This window comes from Streptomyces sp. TBY4, from assembly GCF_024213195.1.
Classification (GTDB): Bacteria; Actinomycetota; Actinomycetes; order Streptomycetales; family Streptomycetaceae; genus Streptomyces.
Window position 1 is genome coordinate 17,091 of sequence record NZ_JANAVF010000029.1, and the last position, 19,055, is coordinate 36,145.

Below are 19,055 nucleotides of genomic sequence, written 5' to 3' on the forward strand. Positions count from 1 at the left end.
GCAGGTTCCTCGCGGTGTGGCGGGCGGCTTAACCGGTGCACTCTGACCCTTCCCTCCGGCAATCAGTGACCCATCCATCATTGATTACGTAGCGAACTATCGAAAATCTTCGCATGAGCGTACAGAGCTGTCAACACGGCCCGCGGGCGGCCGACGGCACGGAGCCGTCGGCCACCGGGGCGTCAGTAGCGGTAGTGGTCCGGCTTGTACGGGCCGGCGATGTCCACGCCGATGTACGCGGCCTGCTCGGGACGCAGGGTGGTGAGGCGGACACCGAGGGCGTCGAGGTGGAGGCGGGCCACCTTCTCGTCGAGGTGCTTGGGGAGCACGTAGACGTCGGTGGGGTACTCGGCCGGCTTGGTGAACAGCTCGATCTGGGCCAGCGTCTGGTCCGCGAAGGAGTTCGACATCACGAACGACGGGTGACCCGTCGCGTTGCCCAGGTTCAGGAGACGCCCCTCCGACAGGACGATGAGGACCTTGCCCTCGGGGAACTTCCAGGTGTGGACCTGGGGCTTGACCTCGTCCTTGACGATGCCCTCGATCTTCGCGAGACCGGCCATGTCGATCTCGTTGTCGAAGTGACCGATGTTGCCCACGATCGCCTGGTGCTTCATCTTGGCCATGTCGGAGGCCATGATGATGTCCTTGTTGCCCGTGGTCGTGATGAAGATGTCCGCCGTCGCCACGACATCGTCCAGCGTCGCGACCTGGTAGCCGTCCATCGCCGCCTGCAGCGCGCAGATCGGGTCGATCTCCGTGACGATGACCCGCGCGCCCTGGCCGCGCAGCGACTCCGCGCAGCCCTTGCCGACGTCGCCGTAGCCGAAGACCACGGCCGTCTTCCCGCCGATGAGGACATCGGTGGCACGGTTGATGCCGTCGATGAGGGAGTGGCGGCAGCCGTACTTGTTGTCGAACTTCGACTTGGTGACGGCATCGTTCACGTTGATCGCCGGGAAGAGCAGAGTGCCCTCCGCCATCATCTCGTAAAGGCGGTGGACACCGGTCGTGGTCTCCTCGGTGACACCGCGGATCTCCGACGCGAGCTGCGTCCACTTCTGCGGGGCCTCGCCCAGCGTGCGGTTCAGGAGCGTCAGGATGTGCGCGTACTCCTCGGAGTCCGCCGTGGACGGGTCCGGGGCGGCGCCGGCCTTCTCGAACTCGACACCCTTGTGAACCAGGAGGGTTGCGTCACCACCGTCGTCGAGGATCATGTTCGGACCACCGGTCGGGGTGTTCGGCCAGGTCAGCGCCTGCTCCGTGCACCACCAGTACTCCTCCAGCGTCTCACCCTTCCAAGCGAAGACGGGAACACCCTGCGGGTCCTCCGGCGTGCCGTTCGGACCCACCGCGATCGCCGCGGCCGCGTGGTCCTGAGTGGAGAAGATGTTGCAGGAAGCCCAGCGGACGTCGGCGCCGAGGGCGACGAGCGTCTCGATGAGGACGGCCGTCTGCACGGTCATGTGCAGAGAACCAGTCACACGCGCACCGGCCAGCGGCTGGGTGGCCGCGTACTCCCGGCGGATCGACATCAGACCCGGCATCTCGTGCTCGGCCAGCGAGATCTCCTTGCGCCCGAACACGGCGAGGGAGAGGTCCGCGACCTTGAAGTCGGTGAAATCAGTGGGCACTGATGCTCCTTGAAGTCTGAATCGAACGGTGAATATCGAGCGCCGCTGTGGAGCGGTTGAGGGTGATGTAGTGCAGGCCGGGGGCACCCTCGTCGAGGAGCCGCTCGGCCATGCGGATGGCGTACTCGACACCGATGCGGTGTCCGGCGGCCGGATCGTCGCGGACGGCGTCCAGCCGGTGGGCCAGGTCCTCGGGAAACGCGGCATTGCTGAGCTCCGCGAACCGGCGGATCTGGCGTACGTCGGTGGCGGGCATGATCTCCGGGATGATCGGGGTGTCGCAGCCTGCGGCCGCGACCCGGTCGCGGAGCCGCAGGTAGTCCTCGACGTCGAAGAACATCTGGGTGATCGCGTAGTCCGCGCCGGCCCGGCACTTGGCGACGAAGTGCCGGATGTCGCCCGTCCAGTCCGAAGAGCGCGGGTGCTTCTCGGGGAACGCGGCGACGCCGACGCTGAAGTCGCCCATTTCCCGGACGAGTTCGACGAGTTCGTACGCGTACGTGAAGCCGTCCGGATGCCGCTGCCAGGGCCCGTTCGGGTCGCCGGGCGGGTCGCCGCGCAGTACGAGGACATCGCGCACACCGGCGTCGGCGTACTGGCCGATGATGTGGCGCAGCTCGGCGACCGAGTGCCCGACCGCGGTCAGGTGCGCGACCGGCCGCAGTGTCGTCTCGGTGGCGATCCGATTGGTCACGTCGATGGTGTGGCTCCGGGAGGAGCCGCCCGCGCCGTACGTGACCGAGACGAAGGAGGGCGCCAGCGCCTCGATGCGGCGGACGGCGTCCCACAGGCCGGCACTGCCCCGGTCGGTCTTCGGCGGGAAGAACTCGAAGGAGAACGAAGGCCTGCCCGTCGCGAGGAGGTCGCGCAGGACCGTCATTGCCGGCCTCCCGCGTTGAAGTAGCTGGCCTCGGGGTGGTGGATGACGATGGCGTCGGTGGACTGTTCGGGGTGCAGCTGGAACTCCTCGGAGAGGTGGACGCCGATGCGCTCCGGCCGGAGGAGGTCGGCGATCTTGGCGCGGTCCTCCAGGTCGGGGCAGGCGGGGTAGCCGAGGGAGTATCGGCAGCCCTGGTACTGGGTGCGGAACATGCCCTCCATGGAGTCCGGGTCGGAGCCGGCGATCCCGAGCTCGGCGCGGACGCGGGCGTGCCAGTACTCGGCGAGGGACTCGGCGAGCTGGACGGAGAGGCCGTGGAGTTCCAGGTAGTCGCGGTAGGAGTCGGATTCGAAGAGCTTGGCGGTGGCTTCGCCGATCTTGGAGCCGACGGTGACGACCTGGAGGCCGACGACGTCGATCTCGCCGGACTCTTCTGGGCGGAAGAAGTCGGCGAGGCACAGCCGCCGGCCACGCCGCTGGCGCGGGAAGGTGAAGCGGGTCCGCTCCGAGCCGGCTTCGTCGAGGATGATCAGGTCGTCGCCCTTGGACACGCAGGGGAAGTACCCGTGCACGACGGCGGCCTCGAGCAGCCCGTCCGTGTGCAGCCTGTCCAGCCAGCCCCGCAGCCGGGGCCGGCCCTCGGTCTCGATGGTGTCGGCGCCCTTGAGGCCCCACTGGCCCTTGAAGAGGGCGGCTTCGTCGAGCCAGGAGGCGTAGTCCTTGAGCGGGATGCCCTTGACGACGCGGGTGCCCCAGAACGGTGGGGTGGGCACCGGGTTGTCGGTGGCGGTGTCGGAGCGGCCGCCGGGCTCTTCGGCTTCCTCGACCTGGAGAGGGGTGTCGCGTTTGGCGACGCGGCGCTGCTTGAGTTCGGGGAGGGTGGCGCCGGGGACCCCGCGCTTGACGGCGATGAGGGCGTCCATGAGGCGCAGGCCCTCGAAGGCGTCGCGGGCGTAGCGGACCTCGCCCTCGTAGATTTCGTGGAGGTCCTGTTCGACGTAGGCGCGGGTGAGGGCGGCGCCGCCGAGGATGACCGGGTAGTCGGCCGCCAGCTTGCGCTGGTTGAGCTCCTCCAGGTTCTCCTTCATGATCACCGTGGACTTGACCAGCAGGCCGGACATCCCGATGACGTCGGCCTTGTGTTCCTGCGCGGCTTCCAGGATCGCGGAGACCGGCTGCTTGATACCGATGTTCACGACGTTGTAGCCGTTGTTGGTCAGGATGATGTCGACGAGGTTCTTGCCGATGTCGTGGACGTCCCCGCGGACGGTGGCCAGCACGATGGTGCCCTTGCCCTCGTCGTCGCTCTTCTCCATGTGCGGTTCCAAGTGGGCGACCGCGGTCTTCATGACCTCGGCGGACTGCAGCACGAACGGCAGCTGCATCTGCCCGGAGCCGAACAGCTCGCCGACGACCTTCATGCCCTCCAGGAGGGTGTCGTTGACGATGTCGAGGGCGGGGCGGGTCTGGAGCGCCTCGTCGAGGTCGGCGTCCAGGCCGTTCTTCTCGCCGTCGATGATGCGGCGCTGGAGGCGCTCGTCCAGCGGGAGCGCGAGGAGTTCCTCGGCGCGGCCGGCCTTCATCGACTTGGTGTTGACGCCCTCGAAGAGCGCCATCAGCTTCTGCAGCGGGTCGTAGCCCTCGGCGCGGCGGTCGTAGATCAGGTCGAGGGCGGTGGTGACCTGTTCCTCGTCGAAGCGGGCGATCGGCAGGATCTTGGAGGCGTGCACGATCGCGGAGTCCAGGCCGGCCTTGACGCACTCGTCGAGGAAGACGGAGTTCAGCAGCACGCGGGCGGCCGGGTTCAGGCCGAAGGAAATGTTCGACAGGCCGAGCGTGGTCTGCACGTCGGGGTGGCGGCGCTTGAGCTCGCGGATCGACTCGATCGTCGCGATCCCGTCCTTGCGCGATTCCTCCTGGCCGGTGCAGATCGTGAAGGTCAGGGTGTCGATGAGGATGTCCGACTCGAGGATCCCCCAGTTCCCGGTGAGGTCATCGATCAGCCGCTCGGCGATGGCGACCTTGTGCTCGACGGTACGGGCCTGGCCCTCCTCGTCGATGGTGAGGGCGATGAGGGCGGCGCCGTGCTCCTGGGCCAGGCGGGTGACCTTCGCGAAACGCGACTCGGGGCCGTCGCCGTCCTCGTAGTTCACGGAGTTGATGACGGCGCGGCCGCCGAGCTTCTCCAGGCCGGCCTGGAGGACGGGGACCTCGGTGGAGTCCAGGACGATCGGCAGGGTGGAGGCGGTCGCGAAGCGTCCGGCCAGCTCACGCATGTCGGCGACGCCGTCACGGCCGACGTAGTCGACGCACAGGTCGAGCATGTGCGCGCCTTCGCGGATCTGGTCGCGGACCATTTCCACGCAGTCGTCCCAGCGGGCTTCGAGCATGGCCTCGCGGAACTTCTTCGAGCCGTTGGCGTTGGTGCGCTCACCAATCGCCATGTACGAGGTGTCCTGGCGGAACGGCACCGTCTGGTACAGCGAGGCGGCGCCGGGCTCCGGGCGGGGCTCGCGCACGGCGGGGCTCAGGCCGCGCACACGCTCGACGACCTGGCGCAGGTGCTCGGGGGTGGTGCCGCAGCAGCCACCGACCAGAGACAGTCCGTACTCGCGTACGAACGTCTCCTGCGCGTCCGCGAGCTCACCCGCCGACAGCGGGTAGTGCGCGCCGTTCTTCCCCAGGACCGGCAGACCCGCGTTGGGCATGCAGGACAGCGGAATGCGGGAGTTCCGCGCGAGGTAACGCAGGTGCTCGCTCATCTCGGCCGGACCGGTCGCGCAGTTCAGGCCGATCATGTCGATGCCCAGGGGCTCCAGCGCGGTGAGCGCGGCACCGATCTCCGAGCCCAGCAGCATCGTCCCCGTGGTCTCCACCGTCACCGAGCAGATCAGCGGAACCGACACACCGAGAGCCTCCATCGCACGGCGCGCACCGACGATCGACGACTTCGTCTGCAGCAGGTCCTGCGTCGTCTCCACCAGCAACGCGTCGGCGCCGCCGGTGATCAGGCCCTCGGCGTTGATCTGGTAGGCATCGCGGATGGTGCCGTAGTCGATGTGGCCCAGGGTGGGGAGCTTGGTGCCGGGGCCCATGGAGCCGAGGACCCAGCGCTGCTGTCCGGTGGAGGCGGTGAACTCGTCGGCGATCTCGCGGGCGATCCGGGCGCCGGCCACCGACAGCTCGAGGTTGCGGTCCGCGATCTCGTACTCGGCGAGGGCGGCGTAGTTCGTGCCGAAGGTGTTGGTCTCGACGCAGTCCACGCCGGCCTCGAAGTACTCCCGGTGCACGTTCGCCACGATGTCGGGACGCGTCACATTGAGGACCTCGTTGCAGCCCTCGAGCTGTTCGAAGTCGTCCAGGGAGGGATCCTGGGCCTGGAGCATCGTCCCCATGGCCCCGTCGGCGACGACCACGCGACTGGCCAGTGCTTCCCTCAGTGCCGCGACCCGTGCGCTGACGGTTGCGCTGCCGTTCATCGCGGGTCCGTCAGGTGCTCGGCCAGGTCGGCCGCGGCGGTCGTGCCGTAGCTCTCGCGGATCGCGTCCAGCACTCCCGCACGGGTCAGTTCGTACTGCTGGGTGCCGATGGTCTCCAGCGCGGCGGTGGCCACGGCGCTGCCCAACTGCGCGGCGCGTTCGTGGCCGAGGCCCCAGGCGACGGCCGCGAGGAAGCCGGCCCGGAACGCGTCGCCCGCACCCGTGGGCTCGGCGGCCCGGGACGGCGGTACGGCCTTCACCTCGACGGGGCGCAGTCCCGCTTGCTGAACACGGACACCGTCGGCGCCGCGGGTGGTCACCCAGGTGCCCACGCGTCCGAGCACCTGCAGTTCGGTCCAGCCGGTGCGCTCCTGGATGAGCACGTTCTCGTACTCGTTGGTGAACAGGTAGCGCGGTCCCGCGAGCAGTTCGCGCACCGCGTCACGGCTCATCCGCGCGAGCTGCTGGGACGGGTCGGCAACGAAGGGGATACCGAGCTCCGCGCACTGGCGGGTGTGCCGCACCATCGCATCCGGATCGTTGGGCGAGACGACCACCAGATCGAGCCCTCCGGGCGTCCGCTCATGGACCGGCAGCAGATCGATGTGGCGTGCCTCGCTCATCGCGCCCGCGTAGAAGGATCCGATCTGGTTGTGATCGGTGTCCGTGGTGCAGACGAAGCGGGCGGTGTGCAGCAGGTCACTGACGCGGACCGACTCGGTGTCGACCCCGTGCTGCTTGAGCCAGACCCGGTACGGCTCGAAGTCGTTGCCGACCGCGCCCACGAGCAGCGGGTTCAGGCCGAGCGAGCCGAGGCCGAACGCGATGTTCGCCGCCACTCCTCCGCGCCGGATCTCCAGCTCGTCGACAAGGAAGGAGAGCGATACCTTGTCCAGGCTCCCGGCAAGCAGCTGCTCGCTGAACCGGCCCGGGTAGGCCATGAGATGGTCTTCGGCGATCGAACCCGTCACGGCAATCTTCATGTGCTGTCCCTGCCCCTGTCTCGTCCCTGGCGCGGCACTCGGAAACCGGAGCCCGACAGGGCGGACCCCCCGGCATCGTCCGGGTGTTCATCGTCCGGGCCTTCGCTTAAGAACGGCTTAGGCCTTGATTGTCCGCGGCTCGAGGCGGGACGACGCGGGGCACCGCAGGACGGGCCCGGCAGGCGGTGTTCGTGCCCCGCGCCCCGCTGCCGGGTGCCGGGTCCCCTATTTCGCCGGTACGGACCCCAGCCGGTCACCCCTCATGGGGACTTCCGGAGACGCGTTGTGTATCAGTGGGTTCTGTGAGAGCCATGACGCCAAAGGAAGCAGCCCCCGCCGCGGGACACGTCGGCCTCGGGCACGACCAGGAGTTCGCCGCCCCGGGAGGGAGCCTGCGCGGACTCATCGAGGAGACCCTCGGAGAGGTCTTCGGCCCGTTGCCGCCGTTCGACGGGGGCCGCCCGACGCTGGTCACGCAGATGCACATCGTGGATCCGCCGTTCTACGGGAACGGGGACATCGGTCAGGCCGCAGTGTGCGCCACCGTCAACGAACTGGCGGCGGCGGGCGCGACGCCGCTGGGGCTGACCCTGTCCGTCATCGTCGAGGCGGGGATGCCGTTCCGGCAGGTGAGGCGGATGGCCGGCTCGGTGCGGGACGCCGCGGCCGACGCCGGGGTCGTGGTGTCCGATGTCGACGTACGCGTCGTACGGGCCGGCGAGGCCGACCAGATGTATCTGCACACGACGGGCTTCGGGGTGTTCCCCCAGACCCCTTCGTCGCCGGCAGCGGCTGCGCGGGCAGGCGACCTTCTGGTGGTCAGCGGTCCCATCGGCGCCTACGGTGCGCACATCCTGTCGGTGCGCCGGTCCCTCGGCCACGAGGGTGTGGTGAGCGGGGAATGCACGCCGCTGAACGGGCTGCTCGACCAGCTGCGCAACGCGGTACCCGCCGCGGCGGTGCGGTCGGTCCACCCGGTGGGACGCGGCGGGCTCGCCGGGGTGCTGCTGGCACTCGCGGCCGGGACCGGGCTCGGCGTGCAGGTCGATGAGCGTGAGCTGCCGGTGTGGTACGAGGTGCGCGTCGCGCTGGACGCGCTCGGTGTCGATCCGGTGCATGCGGCGACCGCGAACTGCCTGTGCCTGGTCGTCGCCCCCGAGGCGGCCGACCAGGTGCTCGCCGCCCTGCACGCGCACCCCCGGGGACGCGAGGCGGTCGTGGTGGGCGAGGTTCTGGCACAGGAGGACGGCGCCGCCGGCGGCGTCACCCTGGTGCGCGCCGCGGGCCCGGCCGTCCCGCTCGTACCCGAGACATCCCCGGCGGCCCGCCTCTCCTGACCGCCGGGGCGGTACGTCAGACCACGGCGAGCCGGTCCACCAGCAGCTCCACCCTCGACCCGGTGTCCTGCGGCGGCAGCCGTCCCGCTCGGGCCAGGGTGGCCAGCCCGTGCAGGGCCGCCCAGAACACCTCGGTGAACAGTCCCGGGTGGACGCCGTCCCCGGCGACTTCGCCGAGGGTTTCCAGCAGAGCGGCGAAGGCATCCTTCAGAGGCTCCGGGGTGTCCTGGTCTGCGAAGATCAGGCCGCCGTCGAGCTCGAACATGGCGTCGTAGACCGCCGGTTTGTGTGCGGCGAAGTCGAGGTAGGCGCGGGCGAGGGCGGTGACCCGAGTACGGGGCCCGTCCGCGGCGGAGGTCGCGGCCCGCAGCGCCGCGGCCATCTCGGTGGCACCCTCGAGGGCGACGGCGCCGATGATCTCGCGCTTGCCGCGGAAGTGGCTGTAGAGGACGGGCTGGCTGTATTCGATGGCCTCGGCGAGCCGGCGGGTGGTGACCGCGTCCCAGCCCTGCTGCTCGGCGAGTTCACGGGCCGTCGCCACGATGAGGCGCTCGCGCTCCGCCCGTTCACGCTGCTTTCGTTCCTGTACCGACATGACTCGATTCTAGCACCGCTAGGCAAACGAGCGACAGTAGTGCTAGCGTTGCCACATCACCTAGCAACGCTAGATATCGGAGGGGTCGTCATGGTCAACGCACTCGAGGTAGTCACCACCGTGAGCGTCGGCGTGATGGTGGGGGTGGAGTTCTCCGTCGCCTTCGTCATGAACCGGATCTTCAACGCGCTCCCGGAGGACAGCGGCCAGCTGGGCCGCGCCCACGGGGGCCGGATGCTCGGCGCCGTGATGCCGGTCTGGTACATCACCTCGGTCGTCCTCGTCGCGGTCTGGGCCATCGTCGGATGGCACAACCCGGGCGTCGGCCTCGTCGTCACCGCCGGCGCGCTGCTGATCGTCAGCGTGATCATGTCGATCCTGCTGCTCGTCCCGATCAACAACCGGGGCAAGACGTGGACCCCCGAGAACCGGCCCGCCGACTGGAAGGAGCAGATGAACCGCTGGGACCGCTTCCACTACGTCCGCGTCGCCGTCATCATCGCCGCCTTCGCCCTGCTGGTCGCCGCCCTCGCCTGAGCCCGCGGACCACCCAGCCGTGACCCAGGTCACACCAGCAGACCTGTCACAGCGACCGCACCGCCGGTGTCTTGTGTCCGTAGCCCGCCGGAAGCAACGGAGAGACGCCATGAACGCGTACGAGAACGAGAACACCGCAGTGGTCGTCATCGGCGGCGGTTACGCCGGCGTCATGGCCGCGAACCGCCTGACCCGGCGCAAGGACGTCACGGTGACGCTGGTCAACCCGCGTCCGGACTTCGTCCACCGGGTCCGTCTGCACCAGCTGGTGGGCGGTTCGGACCCGGCGGTCATCGCCTACGGGGACGTCCTGGCCGGGGGAGTAGCCCTGGTGGTCGACACGGTGGCCCGGATCGATGCGGACGACCACACCCTCCGGCTCGCCTCGGGCGCCCGGCTTTCCTACGACTACCTGATCTACGCGGTGGGCAGCGGCAGCGCGGCCCCCACCGTCCCCGGAGCGGCCGAGCACGCCTACCAGATCGCGACGCTGGAGGACGCGCAGCGCCTGCGCCCGGCCCTGGAGGAGGCCCCGCAGACCGCCCCGGTGACGGTGGTCGGTGCCGGCCCGACGGGCATCGAGACGGCGGCCGAACTGGCCGAGCAGGGCCGGGCGGTGACCCTGGTCTGCGGCGGGGTCCTGGGCCCCTACCTCCACGCACGCGGCCGCCGTTCGGTGGCCCGGCGCCTGGCCCGCCTGGGCGTGAACATCGTGGACGGCCCCGGCACCAAGGTGACGGCGGTGACCCGGGACTCCGTCCGCCTCGCCGACGACCGCGAACTCCGCAGCACGGTCACCATCTGGACCGTCGGCTTCGCCGTCCCGGACCTGGCCGTCCGCAGCGGCCTGACCACCGACCCGCTGGGCCGCCTCCTCACGGACGAGACGCTGACCAGCGTGGACGACGTACGCATCGTCGCGGCCGGCGACTCGGCGGCGCCCTCGGGCCAGCCGCTGCGGATGAGCTGCCAGGCCGCCATGCCCCTGGGCGCGCGCGCCGCCGACACGGTCCTGAGCCGGATCGCGGGGGAGGAGCCCGCGCTCCTGAACCAGCCGTTCTCGGCGCAGTGCATCAGCCTCGGCCGCAAGGACGGCATCTTCCAGTTCGCCAACCGCTCCGACATCGCCGTCTGGTTCAACATCGACGGCGGCCTGGGCGCCAAGCTCAAGGAAACCGTCTGCAAGGTCATCCCCAAGCACCTGGCCGACGAGGGAGCCGAGCCCGGCTCGTACAGCCTCCACCTCAAGTCGGGCGGCGAAGCCCGCCGCCGGCGCCTGGAAGCGGCCCCGCACACCCCGGCCCCGGCCCCCGCCACCGCCGACCGCGCGGCCTAGCCCGACCGGTGCGTCGTACCCACCTCGCACGAGTGGCCGGCACCCCCGAAGGGTGCCGGCCACGGTCCGTGGGTTGGTGCGCGGACTGATGTGAGCCCGGGTCAGGCGGCCGCCGCGAGCTCCTTGTCCGGGGTGGTGCCACCCTCGGCCGGGGCCCCTTCCTTGCCCCCGCGCATGACCACCACGGCGAGCAGGGCGGCGGCCAGGACACCGATCGCGCTGACGGTGAGGGTGGTGGACATCGAGGCGGTGAAGGCCTCCTTCGCGGCCTGGACCAGGCCCGCGTCTCCCTGGGCCGCGGCCAGCGCGCCGCCGATCGACTGCTTGGCCTGCTCGGGGGTGCCGGCCGGCATCTCCGCCGAGAAGCTGCTGGTGAGCAGCGAGCCGAGGATGGCGATTCCGAGGGCCGTACCGGCCTGCTGGATGGTGTCGTTCAGAGCGGAGCCGACGCCCGCCTTGTCGACCGGGATGGTCCCCATCAGGGCGCCCACCGCGGCCGGCATCGCCAGGCCGGCGCCGAGGCCGAGCAGACCGAGGGCGACGGCCGGGACGGTGAAGCCGCCATCGGCGGTGACGGTGGTCAGCAGGCCGAAGGAGCCCGCCATCAGCAGCATCCCGGCGAGGATCAGCGGGCGGTAGCCGACCTTGGCGGCGAGCTTCGCGCCGACCCCGTTGCCGATCAGCGCGGCCACGGCCAGCGGGGTGAAGGCCAGACCGGCCTTGACCGGGGAGTACCCCAGCACGGACTGGAGGTACTGGGTGAGCACCAGGAGCAGGCCGCCGTTGCCGATCTGGACCAGGGCCAGCGAGATCGAACCACCGGTGAAGTCGCGGTGCTTGAAGAGGACCAGCGGGACCATCGGCGAGGCGGTGGTGTTCTCCCAGACCACGAAGCCGACCAGGGAGACGACGGCGACGGCGAGGGTGACCAGTCCGCGGCCCTCGAAGGCGCCGTGCTGCGGGATCTCGATGATCCACCAGACCAGGGCGGTCATACCGAGGACGGAGAGGACGGCGCCCAGCGGGTCGGGCTTCTGCCAGGGGGCCTTGGACTCGGGCATCAGCAGCAGGCCGGTCGCCACGGCTAGGACGACGACGGGCACGTTGATGAAGAAGATCGAGTGCCAGGAGAAGTGGTCGATCAGGACGCCGCCGAGGATCGGGCTGCCGACCAGGCCGAGCATCGACACCGAACCCCAGGCCGCCATCGCCTTCGGGCGTTCCTCCTCGTCGAAGACCGTGATCAGGATCGACAGGGTGGACGGCATGATCAGCGCGCCGCCGATGCCCATGGCCGTGCGGGCGGCTATGACCTCACCGGGGGTGGTGCAGAACACCGCGGCCAGCGACGCCGCCCCGAAGAGCAGCAGACCGATGATCATCACCTTGCGGCGGCCGAACCGGTCGCCCAGGCTCCCGGAGGTCAGCAGCAGACCCGCGAAGACGAGCACGTAGGAGTCGAGGATCCACTGGATCTGCTGGGGGCTGGCCCCGATGTCCTCGGTCATGGCCGGCACGGCGACGGTCAGCGCCATGCTGTCGACCACGAGGACCAGCGTGCTGAGGCACAGCACGATCAGGATCCACCACCGACGCGGATTGCGGTTCTCGGCGACTGCCATCGGGCTCTTCCTTTCGGGTTGCGCACACCGTTCCGGCGATGCGCACACTGTTCCGGGCGATGTGAACACCGTACGCCGATGCGTACACTGTGCGCAACCCCGAATCCCTGTACGCTGAATGCGCACGCCGTACGCAAAGGAGAGAGCCGATGGCCGCCGACATGAAGCCCCAGCCGATCCCCTCGGTCTGGACCCGCCGCACGCGCCAGACCGAACAGCCCGCGCTCTCCCAGGACGCGATCGTCCGCGAGGCCATCGCGATGCTGGACGCCGAAGGCATCGAGGCCCTGAGCATGCGCAAGCTGGCCGCCCGGCTGAACGCCGGAGCGACCTCCCTGTACCGCCACGTCGCCACCAAGGACGAGCTGATGGAGCTTGCCGTGGACCAGGTCTTCGCGGAGGTGGCCGTACCGCCCGTCGGCTCGGCGGACTGGCGGACGGCGGCAGCCGCGGCCTCGGCCTCCTTCCGCGCGACGGCCCTGACGCACCCGTGGCTGTCCTCGGTACTGGGCCAGGCCGGCCTGGCCTACCTGGGCCCCAACCTGATGGCCTTCTCCAGCAGCCTGGCGGCCCTGTTCACCGAGGCCGGTTTTCCCGAGCCCACCAGGGCGATCGACGCCCTCATCGCGTACGTGGTGGGCATGAGCACCACCGAGGCGGCCTGGCTGACCACTGTCGCCCGCTCCGGCGAGACGGAGTCCGGCTTCATCGCCCGCCTCATGCCCGCCGCCCAGCAGGCGGCCGAAGGCCACGACCACCTGACCGAGGCCTACGCAGCAGCCACCGCCGCGGCCCTGGACCCGGTCGCCCTGCGCGACTCCAAGTTCGCCTACGGCCTGGACGTCATGCTCGACGGCCTCTCCCTCCGCCTCCCGCCCGCCGAGCGGTAACCCACGAGTGCGCGTGCCCACCTGACTCGCGTGAGTGGACCGGCGAGCTGTCCGGCGTAGGCGGAACCGGCCCAGACGATCTTGTCCAGCGAGGCCGAGGCCGGCATGGACGGGGTCAAGTAGCGGGCCGATCCGGGGTATTGGCCTAGACCTATTGTGTGGCCCGGTTCGTGACGGTACGTTCGTGTCTGGCTGCGCAGCCTGTACGTACCGCATCACATCGCATCGTCAGGCACTCTGCCGGGCATCCCCGGTATTTTCAGGAGGACATACCATGTACCGCCGCACAGCAGCCGCCCTCGCCACCGCCGTCACCGCCGGAGCCCTCGCGCTCGGCGCCGCGGGCACCGCCGAGGCCGTCCCCGGCACCGGCTTCTACGCCCGCAGCAACCACGCCTCGAACACCGAATGCGTGGCCGCGGGCCGGGCCGGCTACAACATCTGGGGCCCCGTCTTCTTCTGCGAGCCCTTCGGCCCCACCCACCCGGGCGTCATCACCCTCTGGGTCCGCTACTAACCCACCCGGCCGCCCCGGGCCGACACGGGGCCGGCCGTACGGCAGTTATACGTTCGCTCCAGCCGCCGGGATGAGGCCCTGTAGCCGCTTGCCCGGGGTGTCCGACTGGTGTGGCACTTTGGCCGCATTCCTGAGCCTATCCAGACAGCAGAATGAAGCATCCACTGCACGGGGGAGTCATCAGGGGGAAACGCCCACCTTTCCTCCTGGCTCTGTGCAGAGGACCGTGTCCTGCCCACGGCGCCGGTTACAAAGCCCGCCTCGTCCGGTGTCGCGGCGGCAATCCCCTTGATCAACACTTGCGTTGAAGTGAACTCCAGCGCTTAGCGTCGGCCGCACGACCTGCGTGAAGGGGGAAGAACGTGCGGTACACACTGTTCGGAAAGACCGGTCTGCGCGTGAGCGAGCTGAGCCTCGGCGCGATGACCATGGGCGACGACCTCAGCTGGGGCGCCGACCAGAAGAGCAACGCCCGGATCGTCGACGCGTACGCGGACGCGGGCGGCAACTTCATCGACACGGCGAACATCTACGGCGACGGCAGCTCGGAGCGGATCCTCGGCAAGCTGCTCGACGGGCGGCGCGACGAGTTCGTACTGGCCACCAAGTACACCTGCGGGACCCGTGACGGCGACGTCAATGCGGCGGGCAACCACCGCAAGAACCTGGTGCGTTCGGTGGAGGCCAGCATGGAGCGGCTGCGCACCGACCACCTCGACATCCTCTGGGTGCACGCACGCGACAACTTCACCCCGGTCGAGGAAGTGATGCGCGCGCTGGACGACCTCGTACGCACCGGCAAGGTGCTGTACGTGGGCGTCTCGGACTGGCCCGCCTGGGAGATCGCTCAGGCGAACACCCTCGCCGAGCTCCGCGGGTGGTCTGCGTTCGCCGGTTCGCAGCTGCGCTACAACCTGCTGGAGCGGACCCCGGAACGTGAACTCCTGCCCCAGGCCAGGGCGTTCGACCTCGCCGTGCTGGCCTGGGCGCCGCTCGCCGCCGGCAAGCTCACCGGCAAGTACCGCCGGGGCGAGGGAGGACGGCTGGACTCCTGGGGCGTCAAGGCGTCCCCGGAGGAGGAAGAGATCATCAGCGTGGTCCTGGAGATCGCCGAGCAGGGCGGTTGGACCCCCGCCCAAGTGGCGCTGGCCTGGCTGCTGGGCCGCCCCGGAAACGTCGTTCCGATCATCGCGGCGACGAAGGAGAGCCAGCTCGTCGACAACCTCGGCTGCCTCGACGTCCGCCTCGACGCCGATGCGGTCGCGCGCCTCGACGAGGTGAGCGCCGTACCGCTCGGCTTCCCGCACGACTTCCTCCGGGAACCGTCCGTGGTCAAGACCATCTACGGCGACCGCTGGCACGCGATCGAGGACCGGCGCAGCACCTATCGCCGCACGGCCACTGACGTGCGCTAGGCCGTTCCCTTCGGATCATCCAGCTGACCAGATGAAGATGGCGGTCAGCGGTCGAAGGCCGGCGGACGGCCACCTCGGCGGCCGAGACGTTCGCGGTTCGCGGCCTGATCGGCGGGCTGTGGGATCACTGCCCGGATCCCGCGCCGCCGCAGATGCCCGCGACGAATAGGCCTCGTCGGCCAGGACCACATCCGGCATGACCCTGGGACGACCAATCCGCCTGGCACCCGTAACCGAGCCATGACCTGCGCGAACACGGGTGCGTCGCCATCCTGGCCCGGCGTGATGACGAACGCCAGCGGCCGACAACGGCAGTCCGCGGCAAGGTGGATCTTCGCGGTAATCCCGCCGCGGGACCGTCCGAGGGCATGGTCGGACAGCTCGCCGGCCGGGGCCCTTCTTGACGGGCCTCGGCAGCGTGCTGGTGAGCCCGGACGATCGTGGAGCCGACCGCGACAACCCAGTCCAGATCGCCGCCACCGCCCACCCTGCTCCGGCGTGCGATCCGGCAGCAGCAGCTCGATGCGGGCCCACTGGGCGTCAGTCAACGACACACATCAACCAACGATCCGAAGGAAACGTCCTAGGTTCTGTCCGGCGGATCATGTGACTGTCGGACTGTGGGCTCGTTGGGTCTGGCATGGGGCGGGGTGATCTGACGAATGCCGAGTGGGGTCCGGCTGGAGCCGCACCTGCCGGCGTCGGGGCTGCGTGGGGGACGGTGGAACGACCACCGCAGAGTGATCAACGGGATCTTGTTCCGGGTCCGGACGGGCATACCGTGGCGGGACCTTCCCGAGCGTTTTGGCAGCTGGAAGACCGTTTATGAACGGCACCGGCGTTGGTGGCGGATGGCACGTGGGACCGGATCCTATGTGCCGTCCAAGCCGACGCCGACCTCGCGGGCCGGATCGACTGGTGCATGGTCAGCGTCGACTCGACGTCCTGCCGTGCCCATCAGCACGCGGCTGGCGCTCGCAAGAAGAAGCCACGTGTCCCGAAAAAGGGACGACGCCTCGGCACCACCGCCCTGACGAAGGACTCGGACAGTCTCGGGGCGGCCTGACCTGCAAGATTCACCTCGCGGGTGAAGGCGGCTGCAAACCTTTGGCCTTCCTGGTCACGCCCGGCCAGTGGGGCGACGCGCCGCAGATGATCGAGGTCCTCGAACGGATCCGCGTTCCCCGCTCCCAGGGCGGTCGCCCCCGCACCCGGCCGGACCACTTGGGCGGCGACAAGGCATACAGCTCACGTCGGAACCGGCGCTACCTGCGAAGACGCCAGATCAAGCACACCATCCCCGAACCGAAGGACCAGCGGGCCAATCGCAAACGCCGCGGCAGTGGGGGCGGCCGGCCGCCCACCGGCTTCGACAGCGAGATCTACAAACGCCGCAACGAAGTCGAGCGGACGATCAACCGGCTCAAGAACTCCCGGGCCGTCGCCACCCGCTATGACAAGAGGGCCTAAGTCTTCCACGGCACCGTCACCACCGCGGCTGTCCGGCTATGGCTCCGGGGCTGACCCGGCCTGCAGTCTCAGTCCCCGAGGAACCACAGGTACAGGCCCTGCCCGTCGAGGACTACCTGCCCCAGCTCGATCAACTCGCGCACGAACTCATCAGTTAGCACGCCTGCAGGCAGCCGCGGTACCTCCTTCAACAGGGTGGACACCTGCCGGTGGTTGAAAACGGTGTCCGCGTACGGCAGCAGGTGTCCCAGCATTGGAAACACTGAATGATCAAGACCAGCCAGCTCAGGACCCCAAACCACACCGTGCTTCGCACGGGCCTCGATCGTGCCGTTCTCGCCTCGGACCTGGAGGTTAATCACGGTCAGACCCTATGGCCTCGTGATCCTCCGGACAGAACCTAGACGGGTGAGCCCGGCCGGTCCGTGGACGGCGGTGGGCCGACCACCGCCGCACTCAAAAAGGGGCGGCGGGGCGCCTGGAGCCGGTCGATCATGCACTCGGATGCTCCCGCGGAGGCCCAAGAACCAAGGTCCACCTGGCGGCCGACGGCCGGGCCTGTCCCCTGGCCTTCACCATCACTGAAGGCCAGGCCGGTGACGCACCTGCCTTCGAGACGGTGATGGACCGTATTCGCGTACCCCCGCACCAGACCCGGCAGGCCCCGGACCAGGCCCGACGCTGTTCTGGCCGACCGCGCCTACTTCTCACGCGCCATCCGGGCCCACCTGCGCCGCCGGGGCATCCGCGCGGTCATCCTTCAGCCGTCCGACCAGATCGGCCACCGCCAACGACGAGGCAGCCATGGCGGCCGCCCACCCTGCTTCGACCGCGAGGCCTACAAGCAACGGAACACCGTCGAACGCTGCATCAACCGCCTCAAGCAGTGGCGCCGGCTGGCTACACGAACCGACAAACTCGCCATTGCCTACCAGGCCGCACTCCACCTCGCCGACATGCTCATCTGGACCCGAAACTGACCAAAGAGACAGAACCTAAAGGTTGTTGCAGAAGGTTCGCTGCGGGCAGGCTGGAGTGGTTCTTGACCTGCTGTTTCACCCTGCCTGGGCGAGGTTGTGCATGGTGGCGACTGCCTGGACGGCGTGATGGAGGCCGTCGCCCCTTTGGCGGCAGTCGCGGAGGATCTTCCAGTTCTTCATGCGGGCGAAGGTGTGCTCGACTCGGGCGCGGACCCGTCGGTGTTCGGCGTTGTCCTCCTCCTGCCCGCGCAGGAGGGGGCGTCCGGGCCTTCTGCGGTGGGGGACGATCAGCCCGGTGCCCAGGTAGGCGCCGTCCGCGATCACCGTCGTCCCGGCCGCCGCGGCCGGCAGGTCCGACTCCCGCCAGGCATGGGCGTCGGCCTTGTTGCCCGGTGCCGGGCGTGCGCTCGCGACGACCAGGCGGCTGTCGGCGTCGATGATGACCTGCACGTTTGCCGAGAACCGGTAGTTGCGGGACGAGGCGGCCACGGTGCGGTCGCGGACCGGGATCAGGGTGCCGTCCACGATCCACAACCGGTCCACGTCGGCGACGGGCCGCGTTGCGGGCTCCAGCGCGAGGAGCGGGCCGAGCTTGTTGATCACCCGGCAGACGGTGGCCGGGGAGATCCCAAAGAGCGGGGCGAGCTGGCGCATCGTGAGGTTCGTCCGGTAGTACACGGCCACCAGCAGCACCCGGTCCGCCAGCGGCAGGCACCACGGACGCCCGCCACCGGGACCGTTACCGCCCCGCTCCCGCACCACCTTCACCAGCTTCGCGAACCGCTCGATCCGCAAGCCCGTGAACGTCTCCACCCACAACACCTCAGCCCGCAACACCCCACCCATACAACAGGAATGCCCCATCGCGGACGTTCTGCAACAACCTTTAGCTGGCCCGCGTAGCGGGCCTTGGCCCTGGAGGGGGAGTCGGAAGGGCCGGGGTGGGGGAGCGGAGCGGACCCGCCCAAGGGGCCGGAGGCCCGGATCCCGTGAAACGGGGTCACCTCCCGCGCGGAGCGCGAGAGCCCGGAAGCCGGCGAAGTCGGCCTGCTTCTGGCTGAGCCAGCGAGCCAGCGGGCCGCGAAGCGGCCCCCTGTCGGAGCGTGGCGAAGCCCCTCTGCCACGAAGCGGAGGGGCTTCGCTCCCGGATCTCCGCTCCGAGCTCCCAGGCCGGAGCGGAGGCCTCCCTCCCCCGCGAAGCGGGGGAGCTTCGCTCCCAGGCGCGCAGCGCCCGGGGCTCCTGGAGGCCAAAGGCCTCCTGGGCCGAAGCGAAGCGGAGGCCTTCCTCGCCCCGCAAAGCGGGGCGAGTCATTCCCAGGCGCGCAGCGCCTGGGAACCCCTGGGGGCCAAAGGCCCCCCCTCGCCCGCGAAGCGGGCGAG

General features: G+C 69.6%; 14 protein-coding genes and 3 pseudogenes. 8 read left to right on the plus strand and 9 right to left on the minus strand.

Annotation, left to right across the window (positions count from 1 at the left end):
- Nucleotides 1-182: 182 nt before the first annotated feature.
- From ahcY to NLX94_RS37745, 4 genes are read right to left on the minus strand one after another with little or no spacing between them, the layout of a single operon-like run.
- Nucleotides 183-1,634, minus strand: coding sequence for an adenosylhomocysteinase (gene ahcY / locus NLX94_RS37730; protein WP_254387815.1), 1,452 nt, complete (start codon nt 1,632-1,634; stop codon nt 183-185).
- Nucleotides 1,624-2,514, minus strand: coding sequence for a methylenetetrahydrofolate reductase [NAD(P)H] (gene metF / locus NLX94_RS37735; protein WP_254387816.1), 891 nt, complete (start codon nt 2,512-2,514; stop codon nt 1,624-1,626). The genes ahcY and metF overlap by 11 nt, the downstream gene beginning before the upstream one ends.
- Nucleotides 2,511-5,993, minus strand: coding sequence for a methionine synthase (metH, locus tag NLX94_RS37740; protein ID WP_254387817.1), 3,483 nt, complete (start codon nt 5,991-5,993; stop codon nt 2,511-2,513). The genes metF and metH overlap by 4 nt, the downstream gene beginning before the upstream one ends.
- Nucleotides 5,990-6,976: a carbohydrate kinase family protein gene (locus NLX94_RS37745; protein WP_254387818.1), complete on the minus strand. Its 987-nt coding sequence runs from the start codon at nt 6,974-6,976 to the stop codon at nt 5,990-5,992. Before NLX94_RS37745 ends, metH begins: the two co-directional genes overlap by 4 nt.
- A gap of 311 nt (nt 6,977-7,287) precedes the next feature.
- Here NLX94_RS37745 and NLX94_RS37750 point away from each other — a divergent pair, with 311 nt between their 5' ends.
- Nucleotides 7,288-8,313 carry an AIR synthase-related protein gene (locus NLX94_RS37750; RefSeq protein ID WP_254387819.1) on the plus strand — a complete coding sequence of 342 codons (1,026 nt, stop codon included), beginning with the start codon at nt 7,288-7,290 and terminating at the stop codon, nt 8,311-8,313.
- A gap of 16 nt (nt 8,314-8,329) precedes the next feature.
- On the opposite strand, the gene NLX94_RS37755 is transcribed toward NLX94_RS37750, so the two are convergent.
- A complete protein-coding gene (locus tag NLX94_RS37755; protein WP_254387820.1) occupies nt 8,330-8,908 on the minus strand; it encodes a TetR/AcrR family transcriptional regulator in 579 nt (192 codons plus the stop codon).
- 90 nt (nt 8,909-8,998) lie between these two features.
- Here NLX94_RS37755 and NLX94_RS37760 point away from each other — a divergent pair, with 90 nt between their 5' ends.
- Both NLX94_RS37760 and NLX94_RS37765 read left to right on the plus strand, forming a co-directional pair.
- Nucleotides 8,999-9,445 carry a DUF1772 domain-containing protein gene (locus tag NLX94_RS37760; RefSeq protein ID WP_254387821.1) on the plus strand — a complete coding sequence of 149 codons (447 nt, stop codon included), beginning with the start codon at nt 8,999-9,001 and terminating at the stop codon, nt 9,443-9,445.
- Nucleotides 9,446-9,554: 109 nt separating this feature from the next.
- On the plus strand, nt 9,555-10,781 hold the full coding sequence (locus NLX94_RS37765) for an NAD(P)/FAD-dependent oxidoreductase (protein WP_254387822.1): 1,227 nt from the start codon (nt 9,555-9,557) through the stop codon (nt 10,779-10,781).
- A gap of 101 nt (nt 10,782-10,882) precedes the next feature.
- On the opposite strand, the gene NLX94_RS37770 is transcribed toward NLX94_RS37765, so the two are convergent.
- The gene (locus tag NLX94_RS37770) at nt 10,883-12,403 is read right to left on the minus strand and encodes an MFS transporter (RefSeq protein ID WP_254387823.1); all 1,521 of its coding nucleotides are present in this window, start codon (nt 12,401-12,403) and stop codon (nt 10,883-10,885) included.
- 149 nt (nt 12,404-12,552) lie between these two features.
- Here NLX94_RS37770 and NLX94_RS37775 point away from each other — a divergent pair, with 149 nt between their 5' ends.
- From NLX94_RS37775 to NLX94_RS37785, 3 genes are all read left to right on the plus strand, one after another.
- Complete coding sequence (locus NLX94_RS37775; RefSeq protein ID WP_254387824.1) at nt 12,553-13,293, plus strand: TetR/AcrR family transcriptional regulator; 741 nt, start codon at nt 12,553-12,555, stop codon at nt 13,291-13,293.
- A 274-nt stretch (nt 13,294-13,567) separates the two neighbouring features.
- Nucleotides 13,568-13,810, plus strand: a complete 243-nt coding sequence (locus tag NLX94_RS37780; protein WP_254387825.1) for a hypothetical protein — start codon at nt 13,568-13,570, stop codon at nt 13,808-13,810.
- Nucleotides 13,811-14,172: 362 nt separating this feature from the next.
- Nucleotides 14,173-15,225: an aldo/keto reductase gene (locus NLX94_RS37785; protein ID WP_254387826.1), complete on the plus strand. Its 1,053-nt coding sequence runs from the start codon at nt 14,173-14,175 to the stop codon at nt 15,223-15,225.
- 62 nt (nt 15,226-15,287) lie between these two features.
- Here the strand turns inward: NLX94_RS37785 and NLX94_RS37790 are convergent.
- Nucleotides 15,288-15,626: pseudogene (locus tag NLX94_RS37790) on the minus strand (transposase); the annotation flags it as partial.
- A 239-nt stretch (nt 15,627-15,865) separates the two neighbouring features.
- Between NLX94_RS37790 and NLX94_RS37795 the strand changes: the two are divergent.
- A pseudogene (locus tag NLX94_RS37795) lies at nt 15,866-16,695 on the plus strand (IS5 family transposase).
- Nucleotides 16,696-16,763: 68 nt separating this feature from the next.
- Here the strand turns inward: NLX94_RS37795 and NLX94_RS37800 are convergent.
- Nucleotides 16,764-17,057: a hypothetical protein gene (locus NLX94_RS37800; protein WP_254387827.1), complete on the minus strand. Its 294-nt coding sequence runs from the start codon at nt 17,055-17,057 to the stop codon at nt 16,764-16,766.
- 134 nt (nt 17,058-17,191) lie between these two features.
- Between NLX94_RS37800 and NLX94_RS37805 the strand changes: the two are divergent.
- Nucleotides 17,192-17,675: pseudogene (locus NLX94_RS37805) on the plus strand (IS5 family transposase); the annotation flags it as partial.
- A gap of 75 nt (nt 17,676-17,750) precedes the next feature.
- Here NLX94_RS37805 and NLX94_RS37810 read toward each other — a convergent pair.
- Nucleotides 17,751-18,521, minus strand: a complete 771-nt coding sequence (locus tag NLX94_RS37810) for a transposase (protein WP_254387828.1) — start codon at nt 18,519-18,521, stop codon at nt 17,751-17,753.
- Nucleotides 18,522-19,055: the final 534 nt, after the last annotated feature.